Raw genomic sequence first — 24566 nt, forward strand, 5'->3', positions numbered from 1 at the left:
GAATGGCGCTCAGAGCTTGGCGATGGAGACTTCGGTGGACTTGACGAGCGCCACGACGTCGGAGCCCACGGCCAGGCCCAGGTCGTCCACCGAGCGCGTGGTGATGACCGAGGTGACGATGCCCCAGGGCGTCTCCACGTCGACCTCGGAGACGACGTCGCCGCGGATGATTTCGCGCACCTGGCCCTTGAACTGGTTGCGCACGTTGATGGCTTGGATGGACATGGTTTTCTCCTGTGAAAAGTCCGGGGGGAGGGGTGAAGGAAATCAGATGGCCCAGCGCAGGGCCAATGCGGGCAGGCCGCGCCAGCCGCCGTCGTCCTGCGCCTCCTCGGCGCCGGGCTTTTGCAGCACGCGGTCGAGGATGCGTTTCTCGATGGCGGCGAACTGCGCATCGCCCTGCGAACGCGGGCGCGCGAGGGCGATGCGCTCGTCCAGCGCGATGCGCCCGTCCTCGATGAGCACCACGCGGTCGGCCAGGGCCACGGCCTCCTGCACGTCGTGCGTGACCAGCAGCGCGGTGAAGCGGCGCTGCTGCCACAGCCCTTCTATGAGGCGGTGCATCTCAATGCGCGTGAGCGCGTCCAGCGCGCCCAGCGGCTCGTCGAGCAGCAGCAGGCGCGGCTGGTGCACCAGCGCGCGCGCCAGGGCCACGCGCTGGCGCTGGCCGCCCGACAGGCGCGCGGGCCATTCGCCGGCGCGGTCGGCCAGCCCCACCTGGGCCAGCACCTCCAGGGCACGCGCGCGCTGGTCCCTGGGCAGGCCCAGCGTCACGTTGTCCAGCACGCGGCGCCAGGGCAGCAGGCGCGCGTCCTGGAACATGATGCGGGTGTCGCCGTGCAGGCCGTGCACGGGCCGGCCGTCGACGGCGAGGCTGCCCTCGCTCGCCTCCTCCAGGCCCGCGACGAGGCGCAGCAGCGTGCTCTTGCCGCAGCCGCTGCGGCCCACGATGGCGATGAACTCGCCGGGTTCGATGGCAAGCTGCGCATGGCGCAGCACCTCGCGCGCGCCGTAGCGCTTGGTGAGCTGGCGGATCTCGAGCTGCACACCGCCGGTGGTGTCCTGCGCCATCTCACGCTCCCGGCTTGAACAGGGGTGCGTCGAGCGCATCGACGCGCCGCGGCAGCAGCTTCTCGGCCAGGAAGGCGTCGGCGATCTTCTGCTGCTCGCCCAGGACCTCGGGCACCACGGGGCGCACGGCGTAGCTGCGCCGGCCGTTGGCCTGCTCGATGGTGGCGGCGTCCAGGCCCCACACGGGTGCGAGCAGCTGCGCGGCCTCGCGCGGGTGCTGCTTGACCCAGCGGCCGGTCTTCTCCAGCTCGGCGTAGATGGTGCGCAGCACGTCGGGCCGCGCCTGGGCGTAGCGCGTGCTGGCAAGGTAGTAGCGCTGGTACGAGGCGATGCCCGTGCCGTCGGCCAGCACGCGCGCGCCGGCCTGGCGCTGCGCGGCGGAGAGGAACGGGTCCCACACCACCCAGGCGTCGATGGCGCCGCGCTCGAAAGCGGCGCGGCCGTCGGCGGGCGTCAGGTAGGCGGGCTGGATGTCGGCGAACGACAGGCCGGCCTTGTCCAGCGCGGCGATCAGCAGGTAGTGCGCGCCTGCGGCCTTGGCGAAGCCCACCTTCCTGCCCTTGAGGTCGGCGACGCTCCTGAGCGGGGAGTCGGGCTTGACCAGGATGGCCTGCGCCGAGGGCGACGGCGCTTCCTGCGCGACGAAGGTCAGCCTGGCGCCCGCGGCCTGCGCGAACACGGGCACGGTGTCGGCCACGTCGGCGCTGAAGTCCAGGTTGTCGAGGTTGAGCGCCTCCAGGAGCGGCAGGCCGCTGGTGAACTCGTGCCACGCGGGCTGCACGCCCAGCGGGGCGAGCTGCTTTTCCAGCGTGCCCTGTGCCTTGAGCACGGCGATGAGGGTGGACGACTTCTGGTAGCCGATGCGCACGGTGGCGGCGCCTTGGGCATGCGCGAGGCCGCCCGCGGCGAGCGCCGCGAGGCCCGCCAGCGCATGGCGGCGCGAGAAAGCGGTGGTGGTCATGGAATGAGCCTTTGGAATGTGGAGGGGGTCACGTCTTCTGGTAGCCGGGATGCCAGCGCAGCCACCACTGTTCGAGGGCGCGCGCGAACACGTCGGCCAGCTTGCCGAGCAGCGCGTAGAGCAGGATGCCCACGAGCACTATGTCGGTCTGCAGGAACTCGCGCGCGTTCATGGTCAGGTAGCCGATGCCCGACTGCGCGGAGATGGTCTCGGCCACGATCAGGATCACCCACATCAGGCCCAGCGAGAAGCGCAGGCCCACGAGGATGGACGAGAGAGCGCCGGGCAGGACGACGTCGCGGTAGAGCTGCCAGCGCGTGAGGCCGTAGGTGCGGCCCATCTCGATCAGCGCCGGGTCCACGTTGCGGATGCCGTGGAAGGTGTTCAGGTACACGGGGAAGAACACCGAGACGGCGATCAGGAACAGCTTGGCCGATTCGTCGATGCCGAACCACAGGATCACCAGCGGGATCAGCGCGAGCGCCGGGATGTTGCGCACCATCTGGATGGAGGAATCCAGCAGCGTCTCGGCCCAGCGCAGCGAGCCCGTGAGCAGGCCCAGCAGCAGCCCGAGCCCGCCGCCGATGGCCAGGCCCGCCAGGGCCCGGCCGGCGCTCACCTTCACGTGCGTCCACAGCTCGCCCGAGGCGGTCAGCTCCCACGCGGCACGCACCACGGCCGAGGGTGCGGGCAGCACGCGCGTGGACAGCCAGCCCAGCGACGAGGCCGCCTGCCACACGGCGACGAGCACCAGCGGCACGAGCCACGGCACGAGGCGCCGGCCCACGCCGGCGGCAAACGCGGCCAGGCCCGCGAGCGCGCCCGGCTCCTGCGGCGCCGCGACGGCGGCGGCCGCGCCGGTGTCGAGTTCGCGAAGGGCGTGTGTCATGGCCGCCCTCCTTCAGCTCTGCGCCGCACGGGGCACGAACAGGTTGGCCACGGCCTCGCCCGCCGGCTGGCCGAACGGGCCGAAGGGCGCGCCGCCCGCGAGCTTTTCCTGCGTGCGCAGCGGCAGCAGCGGGAACACCAGCTCCGCGAAGCGGTAGGCCTCCTCCAGGTGCGGGTAGCCCGAGAGCACGAAGGTGTCGATGCCGAGCCGCGCGTATTCCTCGATGCGCGCGGCCACCGTCTGCGGGTCGCCCACCAGCGCCGTGCCCGCGCCGCCGCGCACCAGGCCCACGCCGGCCCAGAGGTTGGGGCTGATCTCCAAATCGGCGCGGCTGCGTCTGGCGCCCCCCGCATGCAGCGCGGCCATGCGGCGCTGGCCTTCCGAGTCCATGCGCGCGAACGCGGCCTGGGCTTGCACCACGGTCTCGTCCGTGACGTGGCTGATCAGTTCCTCGGCGGCGGCCCAGGCGGCCTCGTCCGTCTCGCGCACGATCACGTGCAGGCGAATGCCGAACTTCAGCGTGCGGCCATGGCGCGCGGCGCGCGCGCGCACGTCGGCGATCTTCCTGGCCACCTCGGCGGGCGGCTCGCCCCAGGTGAGGTAGGCATCGACCTGTCCAGCGGCCAGTTCGTGCGCGGCCTCGGACGAGCCGCCGAAATACACCGGCGGGTAGGGCTTCTGCACGGGCGGAAAAAGCAGCCGGGCGCCCTTCACCTGGAGGTGCTCGCCCTCGTAGTCGAGGCCGGCGCCGTCATGGCTGCGCGCCAGGATCTCGCGCCAGATGCGGATGAACTCGGCGGACTGTTCGTAGCGCTGCCCGTGGTCCAGGAACACGCCGTCGCCCTCCAGCTCGCCGCGGTCGCCGCCGGTCACCAGGTTGACGAGCAGGCGCCCTTCGGAGAGGCGGTCGAAGCTCGCGGCCATGCGCGCGGCCAGACTGGGCTGGTGCAGGCCGGGGCGCACGGCCACCAGGAATTTCAGGCGCCGGGTGAAGCCGATGAGGCTGGACGCGACCACCCACGGGTCTTCGCACGAGCGGCCCGTGGGGATGAGCACGCCCTCGTAGCCCAGGCTGTCGGCGGCGATGGCCACCTGCTTGACGTAGTCGTGGTGGACCGGACGGCCGCCCCGGGCGGTGCCCAGGTAGCGGCTGTCGCCATGGGTGGGGATGAACCAGAAGATCTGCATGGGGGCCTCAGTACGAAATGGCGAAGGGCAGGCCGGGCCAGCGCAGGCCCCAGGCGGCGGCCGTGGTGACGACCAGGCGCTGGATCTGGTGACGGGGATCGAGGGAAGGGTTCATGGCGGTGCTCCTGCGGTTCAGGGCCGGGCGATGACGACGGCATCGCTGACCTGGATGGGTTTGGGAATCAGCTTGAGCGCGTGGAAGGTGTCGGCGATGCGCTGCTGGTCGGCCGCCACCTCGCGCGTGATGGGCTTCACGTTGAACTCGTAGCGGCGCAGCGCCAGCTCCACCACGTCCACCGGCAGGCCCTGCAGCGGCGCGATCAGCTCGGCCGCCTGCCGCAGGTTCTTCTTGAGCCAGATGCCGCGCTCCACCGCGTCGGCGAACACGGCCTCGATCACCTGCGGGTGGCGCGCCACGAAGCCGCGCTCGCCCAGGTAGTACTGGTAGTTGTTCACCACGTCGGGCGTGCCGGGCGCGCCCGTGCCGTCGGCCAGCACGCGCGCGCCGATGCTCTTCTCGGCCGCGGCCTGGAACGGGTCCCACACCACCCAGGCATCGACGCTCTTGCTCTCGAACGCGGCGCGGCCGTCGGCCGGCGCCAGGTACACGGGCTGGATGTCGGAGAGCGCGAGGCCGTGCTTTTCGAGCTGCTTGACCAGCAGGTAGTGCACGTTGCTGCCCTTGTTGAGCGCGACCTTGCGGCCCTTGAGGTCCGCCACCGAGCGCAGGGGCGAATCCTTGGGCACCAGGATGGCCTCGGCGCGCGGCGCGGCCGGGTCGTGGCCGATGTAGACGAAGCGCGCGCCCGCGGCCTGGGCGAAGATGGGCGGGGCCTCGCCCACATAGCCCACGTCCATGGCGCCGACGTTCAGGCCCTCCAGCAGCTGCGGCCCGGCGGGAAATTCCACCCACTTCACGCCGAAGCCCAGCGGCTGGAGCTTCTTCTCCAGCGTGCCCTGGGCCTTCTGCAGCACGAACAGGCTGGCGGCCTTCTGGTAGCCGATGCGCAGCACCGGCTGTTGCGCCCAGGCGTGGCCGGCCTCCGCGAGGGCGCTCAGGCCCAGCAGCGATGCGAGCGCCGCCCGGCGCGTGGGGGAAAAGATCCAGTTCAATGACAACACGATGCAGTTCCTCGGGTAGCGGTGCCCCGCGCTCGGCGCCGGGCGAAGGCCATCCCTTCCGCGCGCGGAGGCGGAATGGCCGGGGGAAACGGGGGAAGGGACGGAGAGGGCGACGGCGCGGCGCCGTCAGACGCTACATCGCACCTGCGAGAACGGCACCGGCGCGAAATGGGTGGCCGGCGCGGGCGCGGACACGGCGGGCCGCAGGGTTTCGGTGACGAGCAGGTTCACCGCGTCGTCGATGCGGCCGGCCACGTCGCCGGCCACCTCGTGCGAACCCTCGGGCGTGACCACCACCTGGGCGTCGGTGGCATAGATGCCCGGCAGGATGTGCTTGGCGCCCAGCGACTGCAGCACGGGCCGCAGCGCATAGTCCAGCGCCAGCATATGGTGCGGGCTGCCGCCCGTGGCCAGGGGCAGCACGGTCTTGCCCTTGAGCGCCGTCTGCGGCAGCAGATCCAGGAAGACCTTGAGCACGCCGCTGTAGGCGGCCTTGTAGACCGGCGTGGCGATGACGAGCACGCGCGCGTCCAGCACCCGCTCCACGGCCTGGGCCACGCTGCGGTGGCCGGTGTCGGCCAGCAGCAGCGCCTGCGGGTTCAGATCGCGGATGTGCAGGTGCTCGGGCGGCGCGCCGCGCCGCGCCAGGCGCAGGCCCACGGCGTCGAGCAGCGCGGCAGAGCGCGAACGCTGCGAGGGGCTGCCGGCGATCAGCAAGGCGGTCATGGTAGTGCTTTCCTTTTCATAGCTTCCAGCGCTTTTCAGACAAGCGCTGCAGGCCGATTTGGCTCTTACTTCTTGGTATAGATCTGGTCGAAGCTCGCGCCATCGGCGAAGTGCTCCTTGTCCGCCTTGGCCCAGCCGCCGAACGCCTGGTCGATGGTCACCAGCGTGAGCTTGGGGAACTGCGCGTCGAACTTGGCCTTGGCCTTCTCGCTCGTGGGGCGGTAGTAGTTCTTGCCGGCGATCTCCTGGCCCTCGTCGGAATACAGGTGCTTGAGGTATTCCTCGGCCAGGGCGCGCGTGCCCTTCTTGTCCACCACCTTGTCCACCACGGCCACCGTGGGCTCGGCCAGGATGGACAGCGAGGGCACGACGATCTCGAACTTGTCCTTGCCGAATTCCTTCAGTGCCAGGAAGGCCTCGTTCTCCCAGGCCAGCAGCACATCGCCCACGCCGCGCTGCACGAAGGTGATGGTGGAGCCGCGCGCGCCGGTGTCGAGCACGGGCACGTTCTTGAAGAGCTTGCCCACAAAGTCCTTGGCCTGGGCCTCGCCGCCGTACTTGCGCTTGGCGAACTCCCACGCCGCCAGGTAGTTCCAGCGTGCGCCGCCGCTGGTCTTGGGGTTGGGGGTGATGACCTGCACGCCGGGCTTGACCAGGTCGTCCCAGTCCTTGAGGCCCTTGGGGTTGCCCTTCTTCACCAGGAACACGATGGTCGAGCTATAGGGCGCCGAGTTGTGCGGCAGGCGCTTTTGCCAGTCGGCGGCCAGCAGGCCGTGCTTGGCCAGCGCGTCGACGTCGCCGCCCAGGGCCAGCGTGGCCACGTCGGCGTCGATGCCGTCGATGATCGAGCGCGCCTGCTTGCCCGAACCGCCGTGCGACTGCTTGAGCTGCACGTCCTGCCCCGTCTTGGCCTTCCAGTATTTGGCGAACGCCTGGTTGTATTCGGCGTACAGCTCGCGCGTCGGGTCGTAGGAGACGTTCAGGAACTGCACCGGCTGCTGCGCGGATGCGGGCAGGGAAAGTCCCCACCCGAGGGTGGCGGCAAGGGCGGCCGCGAGGGGAAACTTGATAAAGTGGCGGCGATTTTTCATGGTGCTTCCGTTGCGTTGAATGTCGATGCAACGCATTCTGGAAGTCGCTCTTCAAAACTGGAACAAATAAGATTTCAGTTTGTTATAGCCAAAACATCTGAAACAGGAATCCCACCATGGCACGCACCGTCCATTGCATCAAGCTCGGCCAGGACGCCGAGGGCCTCGACTTCCCTCCCTATCCTGGTGAGCTGGGCAAGCGCATCTACGAAAACGTGAGCAAGCAGGCCTGGGCCGACTGGCTCAAGCACCAGACCATGCTGGTCAACGAGAACCGCCTGAACCTGGCCGACGCCCGCGCCCGCCAGTACCTCGCCCGGCAGATGGAGAACCATTTCTTCGGCGGCGGCGCCGAGGCCGCCGCAGGCTACGTGCCTCCCACCAGCAGCTAAGGCGCCGTGTCCGAGCCTGTCGACTGGCTCCCCGACGGCACGCCCTACAGCCCCCGCTTCTCCGACCGCTATCACAGCGAAAGCGGCCCAGCCCAGGCCCGCAACGTGTTCCTGCACGGCTGCGGCCTGCCCGCCGCCTGGGCCGGGCAGCCGCAGTGGCGCGTGCTGGAGACGGGCTTCGGCCTGGGGCTGAACTTCCTCGTCACCTGGGCCGCCTGGCGCTCCGATCCTGCGCGCCCGCGCATCCTGCATTTCACCACCTGCGAGGCCTGGCCCATGGGCGCGGCCGACCTGCTGCGCGCCGTGCAGCACTGGGCCCCCGAGGCGCCCGGGCTGCAGCCGCTCGCGCAGCAGCTCGCCGCGCAGTTCTGGGGCCTGCTGCCCGGCGTGCACCGCCTGGCCTTCGAGGACGGGCGCGTGCTGCTCACGCTCTACATCGGCGACGCGCAGGCGATGCTGCGCCAGCAGCAGCCCGTGGCCGACTCCGTCTACCTGGACGGCTTCAGCCCCGAGCGCAACCCCGACCTGTGGAGCCCGCACACCCTCAAGGCCGTGGCCCGCTGCTGCCGCCGCGGCACGCGCCTGGCCACCTGGACCATCGCCCGCGCGGTGCGCGACGCGCTGGCGCAAGGCGGCTTCGCGGTGCGCAAGGTGCCCGGCGTGCCGCCCAAGCGCGACAACCTGCAGGCCACCTTCGAGCCGCACTGGGAGCCGCGCGCGGGCCAGCCCGTGCTGCCGGACGTGGCCGCGCCCCGCGTGGTCCGCTGCCTCGTGGTCGGCGCCGGCCTGGCTGGCAGCGCCGTGGCCGCCAGCCTGGCACGGCGCGGCTGGCAGGTGCACGTGCTCGAAGAGGGCGAGGCGCCCGCGGCGGGCGCCTCGGGCCTGCCCGCGGGCGTGTTCGCGCCGCACGTCTCGCCGGACGACAGCGTGCTCTCGCGCCTGTCGCGCGCCGGCGTGCGCACCACGCTGCAGACGCTGGCCGCCGCCCTGGGCGATGCGCAGGGGGTGGACTGGAGCGACTGCGGCGTGCTCGAACACGGCGTGGACGGCGCCCTGCCCCTCGCCTGGTCGCAGGGGCCGGGCCTGGACTGGAGCCGCCCCGCCACGCCCGGCCAGCTGGCCGCCAGCCACCTGCCGCCCGGCGCGGCAGCCTGCTGGCACGCGCGCGGCGGCTGGGTGCGCCCGCCCCGGCTGGTGCAGCGCCTGCTGGAGCAGCCCGGCATCCACTGGCACGGCGGCCACACCGTCGCGCGCCTGCAGCGCACGGCCACCGCATGGCAGGCGCTCGACGCGCACGGCACCGTGCTGGCCGAGGCCGAGCTGGCCGTGGTCTGTGCCGGCTTCCACAGCGCGCCGCTGATCGGCAGCCCCTGGCCGCTGCAGCCGCTGCGCGGCCAGGTCGCCTGGGGGGTGCATGCGCCGGAAGACGCCGGCCTGCCCTGGCCGCCCCAGCCGCTCAACGGCCACGGCAACCTCGTGTCGCGGGTGCCGCTGGACCAGGGCCTGGGCTGGGTGGCCGGCTCCACCTTCGAGCGCGACCGCGCCGACCTGCCGCCCACCCCGCACGAGACCGCCGCGGGCCATGCCGCCAACCTCGCCAAGATGCAGGCCCTCGCCCCCGCGCTGGGCCAGGCGCTGGCACCCGTGTTCGACGGGGCCCGCACCTGGGCGGCGGTGCGCTGCACGGCCCCCGGCCGCCTGCCCATCACCGGCCCGGTGGATGCGGTCGGCCATGACGCGGTCGGCCAAGACGCGGCCGGCCAGCCGGGCCTGTGGGTCTGCACGGGCATGGGCGCGCGCGGCCTCACCCTGTCCCTGCTCTGCGCCGAGCTGCTGGCCGCGCGCCTGCATGCCGAGCCGCTGCCGCTGGAGGCGAGACTGGCCCAGGCGCTCAGCACCGAAAGACTATCGAATCGATAGCTGCCTGCGCTTGTTGGGCCTGGGCTACAGTCTGAAAAGGCTCAGCTTTTTCCTGCGGTGTATCCGCCGTCCACCATCAAGTGCGCGCCGGTGATGAAGCTGGCCTCGTCGCTCGCCAGGAACACTACCGCGTTGGCCACCTCGGTGTCGGTGCCCAGGCGGCCCAGCGGGTGCAGGCGGACGAGCGCCTGGCGCATCTCGGGCGGCAGGTCCTTGAGCAGCGGCGTGTCGATGTAGCCCGGCCCCACCGCGTTCACGCGCACGCCATGGGATGCGCCTTCCAGCGCCAGGGTGCGCGTGAGGTTGACCACGCCGCCCTTGGCGGCCGAATACGCCGCCGTCTGCTTCTGCCCCATCACGCCGAGGATGGACGCGCAGTTGACGATGCTGCCCCCGCCGCCCTGCCCCAGCATGTGGCGCAGCGCCGCGCGCGCCACGCGGAACACGCCGTTCAGGTTGATGTCGATGATGCGCAGGAAGGCCTCGTCCGTGTAGTCCTGCGCGGGGCACAGGCCGCCGATGCCCGCGTTGTTGAAGACGGCGTGCACGCCGCCCAGCTCCTGCGCCGTGCGCTGCATCAGCGCGTCCACCTGCGCGGTGTCGGTCACGTCGGTGGCCACGAACAGGCAGCGCCCGCCGTGCCGCCCGTCCAGCCGCGCCGCCTGGGCCGCGCCGTCGCTGCCCGCCACGTCGGCGATCACCACGTGGGCGCCTTCTTCCAGGCTGCGCACCACCGTGGCCAGCCCGATGCCGCTGGCGCCGCCGGTGACGACCATGTTCTTGCCTTTCAATCGCATAAGAGCTCCTGTTCGACCATGGTTGAGACCTTGCCATGGTGGCGCGCTGCGCCGCCATGGGTGTTGACGCGCATCAAGCGCAGGCCAACACCTTTTTATATGCCAATGACGATATATATGAAGCATTAAAGATTAGTTTGTTTTCATAAGACACCCTTCTACAGTCACGTCCCATGCGTGCCTGCCCGCGTGGCAAGACACCTCGCGATGAACCGTTGACTAGCCCCTCATGTACCAATACACCGATTTCGACCGCCAATTCGTCCAGCTGCGCGCCGAGCAGTTCCGCGACCAGCTCGAACGCTGGCAGCGCGGCGAGTTGACCGACGAGCAACTGCTGCCCCTGCGCCTGCAAAACGGCTGGTACATCCAGCGCTACGCGCCCATGGCCCGCATCGCCGTGCCCTACGGCGAGATCAGCAGCACGCAGCTGCGCATGCTGGCGCGCATCGCGCGCGACTACGACAAGCCCGCGCCTGAGCTGCTGGCCCACGCCCAGGCCACGCAGGACCAGCTGCAGGCCGCCCAGCCGGGCCTGACGCTGGCAGCACCGCCGCTCCAATACGGCTACGGCCACTTCACCACGCGCACCAACGTGCAGTTCAACTGGATCCCCATCACCCAGGCCGCCGAGGTGATGGAGCTGCTGGCCAGCGTGTGCATGCACGGCATCCAGACCAGCGGCAACGACATCCGCAACATCACCTGCGAGGCCTATGCGGGCATCGCCGAGGACGAGATCGTGGACACGCGCCCGTTCGCCGAGATCGCGCGCCAGTGGAGCTCGTTGCACCCCGAGTTCACCTTCCTGCCGCGCAAGTTCAAGATCGCCTTCAACGGCGCCGAGGAAGACCGTGCCGCCACCGGCTGGTACGACATCGGCTTGCAAGCGCTGCGCAACGACGCGGGCGAAGTGGGCTTCACCGTCAAGGTGGGCGGCGGCATGGGCCGCACGCCCGTGATCGGCACCGTGGTGCGTGAGTTCCTGCCCTGGGACCAGCTGCTGAACTACATCGAGGCCGTGATCCGGGTCTACAACGGCTACGGCCGGCGCGACAACAAGTGGAAGGCGCGCATCAAGATCCTGGTGAAGTCCGAAGGCCAGAAGTTCATCGACGCGGTGGAGGCGGAATACAAGGCCATCCTGGAGCAGGACGGCGCGCCGCACACCATTACCCAGGCCGAGCTCGACCGCGTGACCGCCCACTTTGTCGTGCCGCCGCTGCGGCCCGCCAACCTGCCCTCCAGCGTCAAGGCCGACGGCCAGCTCTACCAGCGCTGGCTGCAGCAGAACGTGCGCGGCCACCGCCTGCCGGGCCTGCGCGCCGTGACCCTGTCGTTCAAGCGCGTGGGCTTCGCGCCCGGCGACGCCGACGCCGACACCATGGAGGCCCTGGCGCAGCTGGCCGACCAGTTCTCCGCCGGCGAGGCGCGCCTCACGCACGAGCAGAACCTGCTGCTGCCCTGGGTGCACGAGGGCGACCTGCCTGCGCTCTACGAGGCCGCCCGCGCCCTGGGCCTGGCGCAGCCCAACATCGGCCTGCTGACGGACATGATCGCCTGCCCCGGCGGCGACTACTGCTCGCTGGCCAACGCGCGCTCTCTGCCCATCGCGGCGGCCATCACCGAGCGCTACCAGGACCTGGACGAGCTGTTCGACCTGGGCCCCATCGACCTGCACATGAGCGGCTGCATCAACTCCTGCGGCCACCACCACAGCGGGCACATCGGCATCCTGGGCGTCGACAAGGACGGCAAGGAGTGGTACCAGATCACGCTGGGCGGTGCCGACGGCACCACGCTTTCCGGCCCCGCCATCGGCGGCAAGGTGGTCGGCCCCTCGTTCTCCGCGGCCGAGGTGCCCGACGTGATCGAGGCCGTGCTGAACACCTACCGCGCCGAGCGCAAGAGCGGCGAGTTCTTCATCGACACCCTGCGCCGCGTGGGCCACGACCCGTTCAAGGCCGCCGCCAACGCCGCACGCCATCCCAAGGCCGAAGAAGCCGTTGCCCAGGAATAAGGACTATGAAAATAATAGCTGCCAGCGCTGCCCCCGCGAGCGCTGAGACCGAAAACACCCTGCAGATCGCCAACGACGCCGACCTGGCCGCGCTGGCTGCCAGCGGCGCGCTGCAAGGCGTGCAGCGCATCGAGCTGCAGTTCCCCAAGTTCACCGACGGCCGCGCCTACAGCCAGGCGCTGCTGCTGCGCCGGCGCTACCAATTCGCCGGCGACATCCGCGCCACGGGCGACGTGCTGATCGACCAGCTCGTGCACATGCACCGCAGCGGTTTCAGCAGCGCCGTGCTGGCCGAGGGCGTGGACCCTACCGCTGCCGAGCGCCAGTTCGCCCGCTTCCAGGGCTTCTATCAGGGCGACGTGCTGGAGCCGCGCCCTCACTTCGCACGGGAGGCCGCATGAACGCCCGCGTGGACACCTCCGTGCTGGCCCACCAGCTCAGCAACCGCCACCTCGACGCGCTGGAGGAAGAGACCATCTTCATCCTGCGCGAGGTGGCCGCCACCTTCGAGCGCCCCGCGCTGCTGTTCTCGGGCGGCAAGGACTCGCTGGTCATGCTCCGGTGCGCCGAGAAGGCTTTCGGCGCGGGCCGCATCCCCTACCCGCTGCTGATGATCGACACCGGCCACAACTTCCCCGAGGTGACGGCCTTCCGCGACCAGCGCGCGAAGGAACTGGGTGCCGAGCTGATCGTGCGCAGCGTGGAAGACTCCATGGCGCGCGGCACCGTGCGCCTGGCGCACCCGGGCGAATCGCGCAACGCGCACCAGTCGGTCACGCTGCTGGAGGCCATCGAGGAATTCCGCTTCGACGCGCTGATCGGCGGCGCGCGCCGCGACGAGGAGAAGGCCCGCGCCAAGGAGCGCATCTTCTCCCACCGCGACAGCTTCGGCCAATGGGCACCGAAGGCCCAGCGCCCCGAGCTGTGGACGCTGTTCAACACACGCCTGGCGCCCGGCGAGCACTTCCGCGTGTTCCCCATCAGCAACTGGACCGAGCTGGACGTGTGGCAGTACATCGACCGCGAGGCCGTGCAGCTGCCCTCCCTCTACTACACCCACCCGCGCCAGGTGGTCGAGCGCCGGGGCCTACTGGTGCCGGTGACCGAACTCACCCCACCGCGCGAAGGCGAGACGGTGGTCACGCGCGACGTGCGCTTTCGCACCGTGGGCGACATCACCTGCACCTGCCCCGTGGAAAGCACGGCCGCCACGGCCTCCGACATCGTGATCGAGACGCTGGCCGCCGAAGTCAGCGAGCGCGGCGCCACGCGCATGGACGACCAGACCTCCGAAGCCTCCATGGAAAAGCGCAAGAAAGACGGGTATTTCTGATGAGCACTATCGATACCATAGCTGGCAGCGCTTACCCAGCAAGCGCCGCAGGCCAGAATGACCTGCAATCGGCCCAGGCGCCCGCGCTGCGCTTCATCACCTGCGGCAGCGTGGACGACGGCAAGAGCACGCTGATCGGCCGCCTGCTGGTGGACAGCCGCGCGGTGCTGCAGGACCACCTGGCGGGCGTGACCAGGAGCGGCGAGACCGACCTGGCGCTGCTGACCGACGGCCTGTCCGCCGAGCGCGAGCAGGGCATCACCATCGACGTGGCCTACCGCTACTTCGCCACCGAGGCGCGCAAGTTCATCATCGGCGACGCGCCGGGCCACGAGCAGTACACGCGCAACATGGTCACCGCCGCCTCGCAGGCCGACGCCGCCGTGGTGCTGGTGGACGCCACCAAGCTCGACTGGCGCAACCCGCAGCTTGCCCTGCTGCCGCAGACGCGCCGCCACGCCCTGCTGGTGAACCTGCTGCGCGTGCCTTCGCTCGTGTTCGCGGTGAACAAGCTCGACGCGGTGGAAGACCCGCAGCACGCTTTCGCCCACATCCGCCAGCAGCTCGCCGCCTTCGCCCAGGCCGCCGGCATCCAGGTGGCCGCCACTGTGCCCGTGTCCGCCCTCAAGGGCTGGAACGTGGCCCAGCCCCACGCCGGCTGGTGCGGCTACGAAGGCCCCAGCCTGCTGCAGATCCTGGAGCGGCTGCCGCACACGCCCGCCGACACGCACCTGCCGCTGGCCTTTCCTGTGCAGTGGGTGGAGAAATTCTCCGCCTCGTCCGACACCAGCCAGGGCCGCCGCGTGTTCTGGGGCCGCGTGGCCGCGGGCCACGTGGCGCCGGGCACCGAGGTGCAGGTGTTTCCCAGCGGCCAGCGCGCCACCGTGGCCCAGGTGCTGGACCACGCGCGCCGCCCCACCGGCGTGCCCGCCGGCACCAGCGCCGGCATCGTGCTCGACCGCGAGGTGGACGTCTCGCGCGGCGACTGGCTGCTGGCCGCGCCAGCCGGCGACGGCGGCGACGGCTTCGACGCGCCCGCCCCCGCCTGGCCCGGCCAGCGCGAGCTGCGCGCCACCGTCGCCTGGATGGACGACGAGCCGCTCGTCGCCGGCCGCGTCTACTGGGCGCTGCACGGCCACCGCTGGGTCAAGGCCAAGGCGCGCCGCGTGGTGCACCGCCTCGACATCCACACGCTGGCCGAGGAAGACGCCGCCCAGCTCGAACCCAATGCCATCGGCCACGTGGAACTGCTGCTGCAGGAGCCCCTGCCCGCCGCGCCCTTCGCGCAGGCGCGGGTGCTCGGCTCCGTCATCCTGGTGGACACCGCCAGCCACCGCACGGCGGGCGCCGCGCTGGTCCACGGCGCTTGACCTGTGTTAAGTGTCCTCGAGGCAGCCAGGGTCGGCGGCCTGCGGACACCGGCCGCCGTCCTAAAATCCCGGGTTGGCCTTACATACCATCCCATCACTTCTTCCCCCATGACTCACGTCGTCTCTGAGAACTGCATCAAGTGCAAATACACCGATTGCGTGGACGTGTGCCCCGTGGACTGCTTCCGCGAAGGCCCGAACTTCCTCGTGATCGATCCCGACGAGTGCATCGACTGCGCCGTGTGCGTCCCCGAATGCCCGGCCAATGCCATCTTCGCCGAGGAAGACCTGCCGGCCGACCAGCTTGCCTACATCAAGCTCAACGCCGAACTCACCCCGCAGTTCAAGAGCATCACCAAGCGCAAGGCCGCACTGCCCGACGCCGACGACTGGAACGGCAAGCCCGACAAGCTCCAGTACCTGGAGCGTTGATCCTTCCATGGACAGCCTGCCGCCCCAGAGCGTGGATGCCGTCGTCATCGGCGCCGGCCCGGTCGGCCTGTTCCAGGTCTTCCAGCTCGGGCTGCACGGCATCGCGGCCCATGTGATCGACGCCCTGCCCCACGTGGGCGGCCAGTGCGCCGAGCTGTACCCCGACAAGCCCATCTACGACATCCCCGGCGTGCCGCACTGCACGGGCCGCTCGCTGGTGCAGCAGCTGCGCCAGCAGATCGCCCCGTTCGCCCCCGCGCTGCACCTGGGCCAGCAGGTCGCCACGCTGCAGCGCATGCCCGAGGGTGGCTTCGCCGTGGGCACCTCCGCGGGCCTGGCGCTGCACGCGCGCAGCGTCTTCATCGCCGCGGGCGTGGGCGCCTTCGTGCCGCGCGCGCTCAAGCTCGAAGGGCTGGAAGCGCACCTGGGCCGGCAACTGCACTACCACCCCGATCCGGCAACGCTGCCCGCGCAGGCCGAAGGACAGCACGTCGTCGTGCACGGCGGCGACGAGCCCGCCGTGGCCGCCGCGCTGGCCTGCGCCGATGCCGGCGCCGCCAGCGTGGTGCTGCTGCACCGGCGCGACGCCTTCCAGGCCGAGCCCGCGCTGCTGGAGCGCCTGCAGGCCCGGCGCGACGCGGGCCGCATCCGCGTGGTGGCCGCGCAGATCACCGGCCAGGAAACCGCGTCCCAGCGCCTGGTTGCCCTGCAACTGCTGGACCCTGAAGGCCAGCCACAGCGCCTGCCGCTGGACCAGCTGATCGTCTGCCTGGGCATCTCCCCGCGCCTGGGCCCCATCGCCGACTGGGGCCTCGCGCTCGACCGCAAGCAGCTCGCGGTGGACACCGCGCAGTTCCAGACCAGCGAACGCGGCATCTACGCCGTGGGCGACATCAACACCTACCCTGGCAAGCGCAAGCTCATCCTCTGCGGCTTCCACGAAGCCACGCTCGCCGCCTTCGGCGCGGCCGAGCTGCTCACCGGCGCGCCCGTGGCGCTGCAATACACCACCACCAGCACACGGCTGCACGAGCGGCTGGGCGTGGCCGCCGGCTGAGCCGGCCTGCGCCCGTATACTGCGCGCCTCGCTAGGGGTGCTCCGGCGCAAGCCGCCGGGGCTGAGATCACACCCTGTGAACCTGTTGAGTTAATCCTCGCGCAGGGAAGCTGTCTTGCCGCGCCCCTTGCCGGGCCGCCATGCCCCGGCCCCTGCTCTGCCTACGAACGGAGCACGCATGTCCACCGCCGCCAACGAATCCCTGACCCCGCTGCCGCCGCAGCAGCGCGCCTTCCGCTGGCGCGACCATGCCTCGCTGTGGTTCAGCCTGGGCGTGGGCCTGCTGGTGATGCAGGTGGGCGCCTACCTGATGCCCGCGCTGGGCACGCAGGAAGCGCTCCTCGCCATCGTCGCTGGCTCCCTCGTGGGCGCGGGGCTGCTGGGCTGGGTGGCCAAGATCGGCTGCGACAGCGGCTTGGCCAGCGCGGGGCTGATGCACGCGGTCTACGGGCGGCGCTTCGCGGGACTGCCCATCGTGCTGAACATCGTGCAGCTGCTGGGCTGGGGCGCGTTCGAGCTGGTGGTGATGCGCGACGCCACGGTGGCCATCGGCCGCCAGGCGGGCGCGATGGCGGCGGGCTACTGGCCGGTGCTGGCCACGCTGCTGTGGGGCGGCGTGGTGATGCTGCTGATCGGCGGCTCCATGGTGCGGCTGGTGCGCCGGCTCATCGCGCGCGTGGCGCTGCCGCTGGTGGTGCTGTCGCTGCTGTGGCTGTCGTGGCAGTTCCTGGCGCTGGCGCATGCGCAAGGCATCGAGGCCCTGTGGACGCGCCAGGGCGCGGGCGGCATGGGCGTGCTGCCGGCGCTGGACCTGGTGATCGCCATGCCGATCTCGTGGCTGCCGCTGGTGGCCGACTACGCGCGCCACGGCCACGAGGGGCGCGCCGCGCTGCGCGGCACCTGGCTGGGCTATGCCGTGGCCAACATGTGGTGCTATGCGCTGGGCGTGCTGGTGGCGCTGGTGCTGCCCAGCCAGGACCTGGTAACGGCGCTGCTGCTGGCGCAGGGCGGGCTGATCGCGCTGTCGCTGATCCTGATCGACGAGGTGGACAACGCCTATGGCGATGCCTACTCAGGCTCGGTGTCGGCGCACAGCCTGTGGCCGCGCTGGAGCGTGCGGCGCTGGGGCTTCGTGGTCGCGCTGGCCTGCACGGCGTTCGCGCTGGTGCTGCCCATGCACAGCCTGGAGCCGTTCCTGCTGCTGCTCAGTTCGGTGTTCGTGCCGCTGTTCGGCGTGATCCTGGGGCGCCTGGCGTTCGGCGCGCATGCCGGTGCGCTGCTGCGCAACGCACGCGGCGTGCACGGGCTGCCCGTGGTGCTCTGGCTGGCGGGCATCGCCTGCTACCACCTCCTGCCGCGCGTGCTGCCGGGCATGGGCGCAGCGCTGCCCACGCTGGCGGTGTGCTTCGTGCTGGCCTTTGCCACGCGCCCGCGCAACGCTACGGAATAGATAGCTGCTTGCGCTTGTCGATCAAGGACTTTCACCTGTTTTTCGGCTGAATATGGCGAACGGCAAGCGCGAGCCGCTCATTTAAATATAGCGACCGCGGAACTTCGATCGCGCGGCCCCCTCCACCTTGTGTTGCAACCCATTTTCACAAGGAGTAACCGCCCCGTGTCTTCCACACCGGCCCGCCTCGCCCGCACCCTCTCCTGCGCCGCTTTCGCCGCCGCGCTGTGCCTGCCCGCCCTCGCGCAGGCGCGCGAGTTCGTCAGCATCCACGGCAATACGGTCAATGTCCGCACGCAGCCCACGACGCGCTCCGCCACGGCGTGGGAGCTGGGGCGCGGCTACCCGCTGCAGGTCGAGCAGCGCAAGGGCCAGTGGCTCAAGGTACGCGACCATGAGGAGACGCTGGGCTGGGTCTTCGCACCGCTCACGGCCAAGACGCCCCACCGCGTGGTGACCGCGCGCACCGCCAACCTGCGCGCCGGCCCGGGCACCCAGCACAAGCGCGTGGGCCAGCTCGAGCAGCACGAGGTGGTGCGCACGCTGGGCCGCTCGGGCACCTGGGCGCAGGTGCAGCGCGCCAGCGGCCAGAAGGGCTGGGTGGCCCAGCGGCTCACCTGGGGCTGGTGACGATGCGCTGCGCCACGGGCGCATAGCCATGGTTGAGCGGGCCATGGCCATGGCCCGTGCGCACGTCGGCCCCCGCGGCGATGGCGCCCAGGATGTAGGCGCGCGCGCGCTCCACGGCTTGCGGCAGCGCATGGCCCAGCGCCAGGTGCGCGGCGATGGCCGACGACAGCGTGCAGCCCGTGCCATGGCCGTTGTGCGTGGCGATGCGCGGGGAGGCCAGGCGGTGCAGTCCGCCGCCGGGCAGCGCCAGCACGTCCACCACGCGCTCGCCCGGCAGGTGGCCGCCCTTGAGCAGCGCGGCGCGCGCGCCCAGGTCCAGCAGGCCGGTGGCGGCCGCGTCCAGCTGGTCCTCGGCGGCGAGGGTGCGGCCCAGCAGCAGGCCGGCCTCGTCCAGGTTGGGCGTGACCACGGAAGCCAGCGGGAACAGCTCGCGCACCAGCACGCCCACCGTCTCCTGGGCGATCAGGCGGTCTCCGCTGGTGGCGACCATCACGGGGTCGAGCACCACGTGGGGCAGGCGGTGGCGGCGGATGGCGTCGGCCACCACGCGCACCACCTCGGGCGCATGCAGCATGCCGATCTTCACCGCATCCACGCCGATATCCTCCACCACCGCATCGATCTGCGCGGCCAGGAACTCGGGCGGCACGCCATGGATGCCGCGCACACCCTGCGTGTTCTGCGCAGTCAGCGCGGTGATGGCCGTCATGCCGTAGCAGCCCAGGGCGCTGAAGGTCTTGAGGTCGGCCTGGATGCCCGCGCCGCCGCCGCTGTCGGAGCCGGCGATGGACAGCACGCGCGCATAGCGCCGGGCGGGAGTCGGTGTTTCTTGCGTCATGACAAAAATTATCAACCGTAAGGACACTGCCCCTGTGCTGTAATTCCCGGCACGGACGAAACAGGGGTGTCCCTGCCATTGGGGCAGGCGGCTGAGAAAGACCCTCACACCCGATCCAGATCATGCTGGCGTGGGAAGTTTCAGGCCTCGGTGCCACGCTCTGTCTTGTCCCGTCCTTGGAACAACGATGCCTGCGCACCCTCTTCTTCGCTCCCCCGCTTCCATCACCCTCCTCGGCGCCGGTCTCATGGGCCGGCTGCTGGCCGTGGAGCTCGCGCGCCAGGGCCACAGGGTCGAGGTGCACGAGGCCGGCGGCCCCGGCGCCGAAGGCTCCGCCGCGCGCGTGGCCGCCGCCATGCTGGCGCCGCTCGCCGAATCGGCCGTGACCGAGCCCGGCGTGGTGCGCATGGGCCAGCATGCGCTGGGACGCTGGCCCGCGCTGCTGGCGCAGCTGGCCGGGCCCGTCTTCTTCCAGCAGGAGGGCACCCTCATTCTCTGGCACCGGCAGGACGCGCCCGAGGCCGCGCGCCTGCGCCACAAGCTGGAGCAGACGCAGGCCACCGTGCCCGGCCTGCCCGCGCTGCAGGTGCTGGACGCGGCCGGCGTGGCGCAGCGCGAGGGCGCCGTGGCGGGCCGCTTCCACCAGGGGCTGTACCTGCCCGGCGAAGGCCAGCTCGACAACCGCCAGCTGCTGGCCGCGCTGGCCGCCACCATGGAACAGCTGGGCGTGCGCACGCACTGGCACAGCACACGCGCGCCGGGCGACTTCCAGCCCGGCGGCGCGGGGCAGCCGGACTGGGTCATCGACTGCCGCGGCCTGGGCGCGCGCACCCAGTGGCAGGCGCTGCGCGGCGTGCGCGGCGAGGTGGTGCGCCTGCACGCGCCGGACGTCACGCTGCAGCGCCCCACGCGCGTGGTGCACCCGCGCTACCCGATCTACATCGCGCCCAAGCAGGAGCACGTGTTCGTGATCGGCGCGACGGAGATCGAGTCCGACGACCTCTCGCCCACCAGCGTGCGCAGCGCGCTGGAGCTGCTCAGCGCCGCCTATGCGGTGCACCCGGGCTTCGCCGAGGCGCGCATCCTGGAGATCGCCACCCAGTGCCGCCCCACCCTGCCCGACAACCTGCCCGCCGTGCGCGTGGTGCGGCAGCGCGTGCTGGAGGTCAACGGGCTGTACCGCCACGGCTTCATGATCGCCCCCGCGCTGCTCGACGTGGTGCTGCAGGTGCTGAACACGGGACAATCCGCGCTGGCCTCCGATTTCGCGCTTTCGCTTTCCCTGCCCTCATGAACGTCCTCATCAACCAGACCGCCACCGAGCTGCCCGTCGGCGCCACCGTGGCCGACGCCGTGGCCTACCTGAATCCCAAGCCCCCTTTCGCCGTGGCCGTGAACCTGCAGTTCGTGCCCCGCGCCGGCTATGCCGCGCACGCGCTGCAGGCGGGCGACAGCATCGAAATCATCGCTCCCGTCACCGGAGGCTGAGAACACCATGACCCACACCACCGACGACGCGCTCGTGCTCTACGGCCAGCGCTTCCAGAGCCGCCTGCTGCTGGGCACGGCGCGCTACCCCTCTCCCGCCGTGCTGGAGGCCGCCGTGCGGCGCGCCCGCCCGGCCATGGTCACCGCGTCGCTGCGCCGCCAGGGCAGCAACGCGGCCGAGACCGGCAGCAGCTTCTGGGAACTGCTCAGGCAACTGGACGTGCCCGTGCTGCCCAACACCGCCGGTTGCCACAGCCTGCAGGAAGCCATCACCACCGCCCACATGGCGCGCGAGGTGTTCGACACGCCCTGGATCAAGCTGGAGCTGATCGGCGACGACTACACGCTGCAGCCCGACACGCTGAACCTCGTGCAGGCGGCCGAGCGGCTGGTGAAGGACGGCTTCCACGTGCTGCCTTATTGCACCGAAGACCTCGTGCTCTGCCAGCGTCTCGTGGACGTGGGTTGCCAGGCCGTCATGCCCTGGGCCGCGCCCATCGGCACCGGGCGCGGCCCGGTCAATCCCTATGCGCTGCAACTGCTGCGCGAGCGCCTGGCCGTGCCCATGCTGGTGGACGCGGGCCTGGGCCTGCCCTCGCATGCCTGCCAGGTCATGGAATGGGGCTACGACGGCGTGCTGCTCAACACCGCCGTGGCGCTGGCGACCGACCCGGTGGCCATGGCCGGTGCCTTCGCCGATGCCGTGGCTGCCGGCCGCGCCGCGCGCCAGGCGGGCGCGATGGCGCCTCAGGAGGCAGCCCAGCCCAGCACCCCCGTCCTCGGCACGCCCTTCTGGCACCACACGCAGTAATGGAAAAACACCCCTCTGAACGGCTGCACGGCTGCCCTCGCTTGGTTGCGCTGGTTTCATGCGGCGCGGACAACGCATAGCGATCTGATATGAACGACGACCTGCAACACGCCATCCTGCGCCACCACGCCCCGCGCTTCGCCGGCTTTCCGGCGCAGCCCGTGCCGGAGTCCGCGTCCGGCGACCCGGTCTACCGCGCCGCACTGGCCGCGTGCAGCCAGCTCGGCTTCATCGCGCACGACGCCGACTGCCTGGCCCGCGCCTGGAGCGCCCAGGCCCAGCGCCTGGGCCATTTCGACGCGGCCCTCTGGCCCGATGCGCCGCAGGATTTCGGCCTGCAGCCGCGCCCGCACGCCCTGCCCTTCGCCTCCTGCCCGCAGCGGCTGAGCCTGTACGCGGTGCTACCCGATGCCGCCTGGGTGAGCCGCATGGCGCGCGCCGGCGTGCCCACGGTGCAACTGCGCTTCAAGAGCACGGATGCCGACGCCATTGCGCGCGAGGTGCGCGCTGCCGTGCAGGCCGTACAGGGCACCGGCGCCCTGCTGTTCATCAACGACCACTGGCGCGAGGCCATCGCCGCCGGCGCCTATGGCGTGCACCTGGGCCAGGAAGACCTGGATGCGCTGCACCCCGACGACCTGCGCACCCTGCGCGATGTCGGCCTGCGCCTGGGCGTCAGCACCCACGGCTACGCCGAGATGGTGCGCGCCGATGCCGCCTGCCCCAGCTACGTCGCCATGGGCGCCGTGTTCCCCACCACGCTGAAGAAAATGGCCACGGTGCCCCAGGGCGTGGCGCGCCTGCAGGGCTATGCACGGCTGATGCGAGGCTACCCGCAGGTGGCCATCGGCGGCATCGGCCTGGCGCAGTTCCCCGAGGTGCTGGCCACCGGCGTGGGCTCGATCGCCGTGGTGCGCGCCATCGTCAACGCCGAACAGCCCGAGGCCGCCGCCGCGCAGCTGATGGCGGCGATGGACAGGGCCTAACCCCGCAGGTCCTTGCGTTCCAGCTCGAAGCGGATCTCCATCTTGTCGTCCTCCATGCCGAAGCCCACGGGCTGGCCCGGCGCGGGCGCGGCCGTGGCGGGCACGGGCGGCAGGTCGCTGATGGTGATGGGTGGCGGGTCGGTCAGGTCCACGTCCAGCATGGCTTCCGAGATCGGCCGCTGCGCCAGCGGCGCATACCCCGACTCCTGCAACGACAGATCTCCCGCCAGCGAATCGAGCGAACGCGGCGCGGCCCCAGGCGGCAGGTTGGGCGCCCCCCACGGCGTGGTGCGCTGGCGCGGCGAAGACGCGCCGCGCAGGTGGGCGGGCACGGTCTGCACGATGGACAGGAGCAGCAGCAGGTCGTCGTAGGCCGCCAGGTCGAAGGGTTCCACGGGGTCCGCCCCCTCGCGGCGGAACAGGAAGCCATCGAGCACCGCCATCACCTCGGGCGAGGCCCACACCCTTTCGATGTGCGCCAGCGCCTCGGGAGAGTCTTCCAGGGCACGGCCGTGCTGGTGGAACTGCGAGAACGGCGGCACGCGGGCATTGAAGTGCGCATGGAAGCGCTCGCGCAGCAGCTCGAAGCCCTCCGCGCGGCCCAGCATGTGGTGCAGGCGCAGCAGTTCCAGATACGCCACGGGCGAGGCCTCGCCGTGCTCGGCCACGTGCTGCTGCAGCGTATCGATGGCCTGCTCGTGCTCGCCGACGGAAATGAAGAACTCCGCCTGCTGCAGCACGTCGAAAAGGGCTTCGGGATGCACCGTCTGCTGCGCCCGCGGCGGCGAGGCGGAAGCCGGCACGGCTGCCGGCGACGGAGGCGGCATGGGCAGCGTGGGCTCGCCGCCGTCCTGCGGCGGCTCCCAGAGCTGCGCCGCGCCGGAGGACAGCGCCTCCAGCGGCGGCGCATCCATCTCGGCCAGGGCGGCATCGCTGTCCCAGTCGTCCCGCGGGTCCGCGGCGAAGGAGACCACCGAATGCTGCCAGTCCTGCTCCGCCTGGCGCCGCGCACGGCGCAGCAGCCAGGCGATGCACAGCACGGCCAGGGCCAGCAGCCCCGCGAGCGCATAGACCACGGTGGCGGAAAAGCCCTGCGACTCCACCTGGGCCAGGCGCTGGCGCAGCTCGGCCACCGTGGCCTTCTCCGTCTCCAGCCGCGCGCGCTGGGCGTCGGCGGCGGCCTCCAGCTTGCGCAGGCGGGATTCGAGCGACAGCACCTCCTCCGCCGGCACCACCGCGGCCTGCGCGGCAGAAGCCGCAGCCGCGGGCAGCGCCGGGGCGGAGGCCGCCGCCTGGGGCGCCTCGGGCCGCAGGTCCCACGGCTCCATGACCAGGCGCGGTGCGAGCGGTGGAGCGGCAGCGGGCGTCGCCGGCCGGGCCTGGCGCGTGGCGCTGGCAGGCGCCGCGGCGGACGGCTTGCGTGCGGCCGCGCGGCGCGGGCGTGCCTGGGCCGGCGCACCCGATGCGGCCCGCGTAGGGCGCGCCGCCGGAGGGGCGGGCGTTTCGGCGGCCGTGTCGGCGCGAGCTGCGGCAGCCCCGCCCAGGCGGGCAATATCGATGGGCTGGCCGGTCGCCACGGCCATGCTCGGCAGGTCTGCCAGGAAGGTGTAGGTGCGCGACACCCGGCCCTCGCAGCCCGCGACCAGCGTGGCGGTGAGCACGGGTTCGTCCACGGCGACCGTGGTCTGCACGCGCACCAGTGGCGCAGGCCCGCCCTCCACGGGAGTGACCTGGATGCGTGCCGAAGGGAGAGGATGGGAGCCGGCGACCAAGCGGGCGGAGATGCAGGAGGAAGCCAGGTCCTTGCCCGGATCGGGACGCACCTCGAACGCCAGATCGACCGCCGCCCCCAAGGTCACTGCGCCCCGGCTGTCTCCGAGGGAAAGCGCTGCTGCGCCGCAGGCCACGGCGAACAGGCAGGCGCCGACGATTGCGTTACGAGTGCTCACAATGGTGTCAATTTGTGAATCGATTTTGACACAGAACGCCCCTGG

25 protein-coding genes and 2 riboswitches are annotated in these 24566 nt (G+C 71.2%); of the genes, 14 read left to right on the forward strand and 11 right to left on the reverse strand.

Going from position 1 to position 24566, the window contains the following annotated elements; genetic code table 11:
- Positions 1-9: 9 nt before the first annotated feature.
- The 8 genes from AVS7_RS06770 to AVS7_RS06805 form a co-directional block, all read right to left on the reverse strand.
- Positions 10-225, reverse strand: coding sequence for a molybdopterin-binding protein (locus AVS7_RS06770; protein WP_020227674.1), 216 nt, complete (start codon positions 223-225; stop codon positions 10-12).
- A gap of 42 nt (positions 226-267) precedes the next feature.
- Positions 268-1071 carry an ATP-binding cassette domain-containing protein gene (locus AVS7_RS06775; protein ID WP_020227675.1) on the reverse strand — a complete coding sequence of 268 codons (804 nt, stop codon included), beginning with the start codon at positions 1069-1071 and terminating at the stop codon, positions 268-270.
- A gap of 1 nt (position 1072) precedes the next feature.
- Complete coding sequence (locus tag AVS7_RS06780; RefSeq protein ID WP_020227676.1) at positions 1073-2032, reverse strand: aliphatic sulfonate ABC transporter substrate-binding protein; 960 nt, start codon at positions 2030-2032, stop codon at positions 1073-1075.
- A 28-nt stretch (positions 2033-2060) separates the two neighbouring features.
- Positions 2061-2921 (reverse strand): aliphatic sulfonate ABC transporter permease SsuC, encoded by an 861-nt coding sequence (gene ssuC, locus AVS7_RS06785; RefSeq protein ID WP_020227677.1) that lies wholly within the window; start codon positions 2919-2921, stop codon positions 2061-2063.
- Positions 2922-2933: 12 nt separating this feature from the next.
- A complete protein-coding gene (gene ssuD / locus AVS7_RS06790) occupies positions 2934-4109 on the reverse strand; it encodes an FMNH2-dependent alkanesulfonate monooxygenase (RefSeq protein ID WP_020227678.1) in 1176 nt (391 codons plus the stop codon).
- A 132-nt stretch (positions 4110-4241) separates the two neighbouring features.
- The gene (locus AVS7_RS06795; protein ID WP_020227680.1) at positions 4242-5222 is read right to left on the reverse strand and encodes a sulfonate ABC transporter substrate-binding protein; all 981 of its coding nucleotides are present in this window, start codon (positions 5220-5222) and stop codon (positions 4242-4244) included.
- 135 nt (positions 5223-5357) lie between these two features.
- Positions 5358-5957, reverse strand: a complete 600-nt coding sequence (ssuE, locus tag AVS7_RS06800; protein ID WP_020227681.1) for an NADPH-dependent FMN reductase — start codon at positions 5955-5957, stop codon at positions 5358-5360.
- A gap of 65 nt (positions 5958-6022) precedes the next feature.
- On the reverse strand, positions 6023-7048 hold the full coding sequence (locus tag AVS7_RS06805) for a sulfate ABC transporter substrate-binding protein (protein WP_020227682.1): 1026 nt from the start codon (positions 7046-7048) through the stop codon (positions 6023-6025).
- Between the two features lie 116 nt (positions 7049-7164).
- On the opposite strand from AVS7_RS06805, the gene AVS7_RS06810 reads away from it, so the two are divergent.
- On the forward strand, positions 7165-7440 hold the full coding sequence (locus tag AVS7_RS06810; RefSeq protein ID WP_020227683.1) for an oxidative damage protection protein: 276 nt from the start codon (positions 7165-7167) through the stop codon (positions 7438-7440).
- A gap of 6 nt (positions 7441-7446) precedes the next feature.
- Positions 7447-9360, forward strand: a complete 1914-nt coding sequence (gene mnmC / locus AVS7_RS06815; RefSeq protein ID WP_020227684.1) for an FAD-dependent 5-carboxymethylaminomethyl-2-thiouridine(34) oxidoreductase MnmC — start codon at positions 7447-7449, stop codon at positions 9358-9360.
- 41 nt (positions 9361-9401) lie between these two features.
- On the opposite strand, the gene AVS7_RS06820 is transcribed toward mnmC, so the two are convergent.
- On the reverse strand, positions 9402-10157 hold the full coding sequence (locus AVS7_RS06820; RefSeq protein ID WP_024001061.1) for an SDR family NAD(P)-dependent oxidoreductase: 756 nt from the start codon (positions 10155-10157) through the stop codon (positions 9402-9404).
- A gap of 229 nt (positions 10158-10386) precedes the next feature.
- On the opposite strand from AVS7_RS06820, the gene AVS7_RS06825 reads away from it, so the two are divergent.
- The 8 genes from AVS7_RS06825 (at position 10387) to AVS7_RS06860 (ending at position 18449) form a co-directional block, all read left to right on the forward strand.
- Entirely contained in the window at positions 10387-12177 is a 1791-nt protein-coding gene (locus tag AVS7_RS06825) for a nitrite/sulfite reductase (RefSeq protein ID WP_020227686.1), read from the forward strand.
- Between the two features lie 5 nt (positions 12178-12182).
- Positions 12183-12578 (forward strand): DUF934 domain-containing protein, encoded by a 396-nt coding sequence (locus AVS7_RS06830; protein ID WP_020227687.1) that lies wholly within the window; start codon positions 12183-12185, stop codon positions 12576-12578.
- The gene (gene cysD, locus AVS7_RS06835) at positions 12575-13510 is read left to right on the forward strand and encodes a sulfate adenylyltransferase subunit CysD (RefSeq protein WP_020227688.1); all 936 of its coding nucleotides are present in this window, start codon (positions 12575-12577) and stop codon (positions 13508-13510) included. Before AVS7_RS06830 ends, cysD begins: the two co-directional genes overlap by 4 nt.
- Positions 13510-14880, forward strand: coding sequence for a sulfate adenylyltransferase subunit 1 (locus AVS7_RS06840; protein ID WP_020227689.1), 1371 nt, complete (start codon positions 13510-13512; stop codon positions 14878-14880). The genes cysD and AVS7_RS06840 overlap by 1 nt, the downstream gene beginning before the upstream one ends.
- A 108-nt stretch (positions 14881-14988) precedes the next feature.
- Entirely contained in the window at positions 14989-15312 is a 324-nt protein-coding gene (gene fdxA, locus AVS7_RS06845) for a ferredoxin FdxA (protein ID WP_020227690.1), read from the forward strand.
- A gap of 7 nt (positions 15313-15319) precedes the next feature.
- The gene (locus AVS7_RS06850; RefSeq protein ID WP_020227691.1) at positions 15320-16369 is read left to right on the forward strand and encodes an NAD(P)/FAD-dependent oxidoreductase; all 1050 of its coding nucleotides are present in this window, start codon (positions 15320-15322) and stop codon (positions 16367-16369) included.
- A 23-nt stretch (positions 16370-16392) separates the two neighbouring features.
- Positions 16393-16494: riboswitch (TPP riboswitch) on the forward strand.
- A 53-nt stretch (positions 16495-16547) separates the two neighbouring features.
- The gene (locus AVS7_RS06855; protein WP_020227692.1) at positions 16548-17819 is read left to right on the forward strand and encodes a cytosine permease; all 1272 of its coding nucleotides are present in this window, start codon (positions 16548-16550) and stop codon (positions 17817-17819) included.
- 165 nt (positions 17820-17984) lie between these two features.
- Positions 17985-18449: an SH3 domain-containing protein gene (locus AVS7_RS06860; protein ID WP_020227693.1), complete on the forward strand. Its 465-nt coding sequence runs from the start codon at positions 17985-17987 to the stop codon at positions 18447-18449.
- On the opposite strand, the gene thiD is transcribed toward AVS7_RS06860, so the two are convergent.
- Complete coding sequence (thiD, locus tag AVS7_RS06865) at positions 18433-19287, reverse strand: bifunctional hydroxymethylpyrimidine kinase/phosphomethylpyrimidine kinase (RefSeq protein ID WP_024001062.1); 855 nt, start codon at positions 19285-19287, stop codon at positions 18433-18435. The genes AVS7_RS06860 and thiD overlap by 17 nt on opposite strands.
- A 52-nt stretch (positions 19288-19339) precedes the next feature.
- A riboswitch (TPP riboswitch) is annotated at positions 19340-19441 on the forward strand.
- Between the two features lie 33 nt (positions 19442-19474).
- Here thiD and AVS7_RS06870 point away from each other — a divergent pair.
- From AVS7_RS06870 to AVS7_RS06885, 4 genes are all read left to right on the forward strand, one after another.
- The gene (locus tag AVS7_RS06870) at positions 19475-20581 is read left to right on the forward strand and encodes an FAD-dependent oxidoreductase (protein ID WP_034690172.1); all 1107 of its coding nucleotides are present in this window, start codon (positions 19475-19477) and stop codon (positions 20579-20581) included.
- Positions 20578-20775, forward strand: coding sequence for a sulfur carrier protein ThiS (gene thiS / locus AVS7_RS06875; RefSeq protein ID WP_020227696.1), 198 nt, complete (start codon positions 20578-20580; stop codon positions 20773-20775). Before AVS7_RS06870 ends, thiS begins: the two co-directional genes overlap by 4 nt.
- 7 nt (positions 20776-20782) lie before the next feature.
- Complete coding sequence (locus tag AVS7_RS06880) at positions 20783-21586, forward strand: thiazole synthase (RefSeq protein ID WP_020227697.1); 804 nt, start codon at positions 20783-20785, stop codon at positions 21584-21586.
- Positions 21587-21675: 89 nt separating this feature from the next.
- Positions 21676-22572, forward strand: coding sequence for a thiamine phosphate synthase (locus AVS7_RS06885; protein ID WP_020227698.1), 897 nt, complete (start codon positions 21676-21678; stop codon positions 22570-22572).
- On the opposite strand, the gene AVS7_RS06890 is transcribed toward AVS7_RS06885, so the two are convergent.
- Positions 22569-24521: a FimV family protein gene (locus AVS7_RS06890; RefSeq protein ID WP_034690175.1), complete on the reverse strand. Its 1953-nt coding sequence runs from the start codon at positions 24519-24521 to the stop codon at positions 22569-22571. The two genes, AVS7_RS06885 and AVS7_RS06890, sit on opposite strands and share 4 nt — an antisense overlap.
- Positions 24522-24566: the final 45 nt, after the last annotated feature.

The sequence above is a fragment of the Acidovorax sp. MR-S7 genome, assembly GCF_000400995.2.
GTDB lineage: Bacteria > Pseudomonadota > Gammaproteobacteria > Burkholderiales > Burkholderiaceae_C > MR-S7.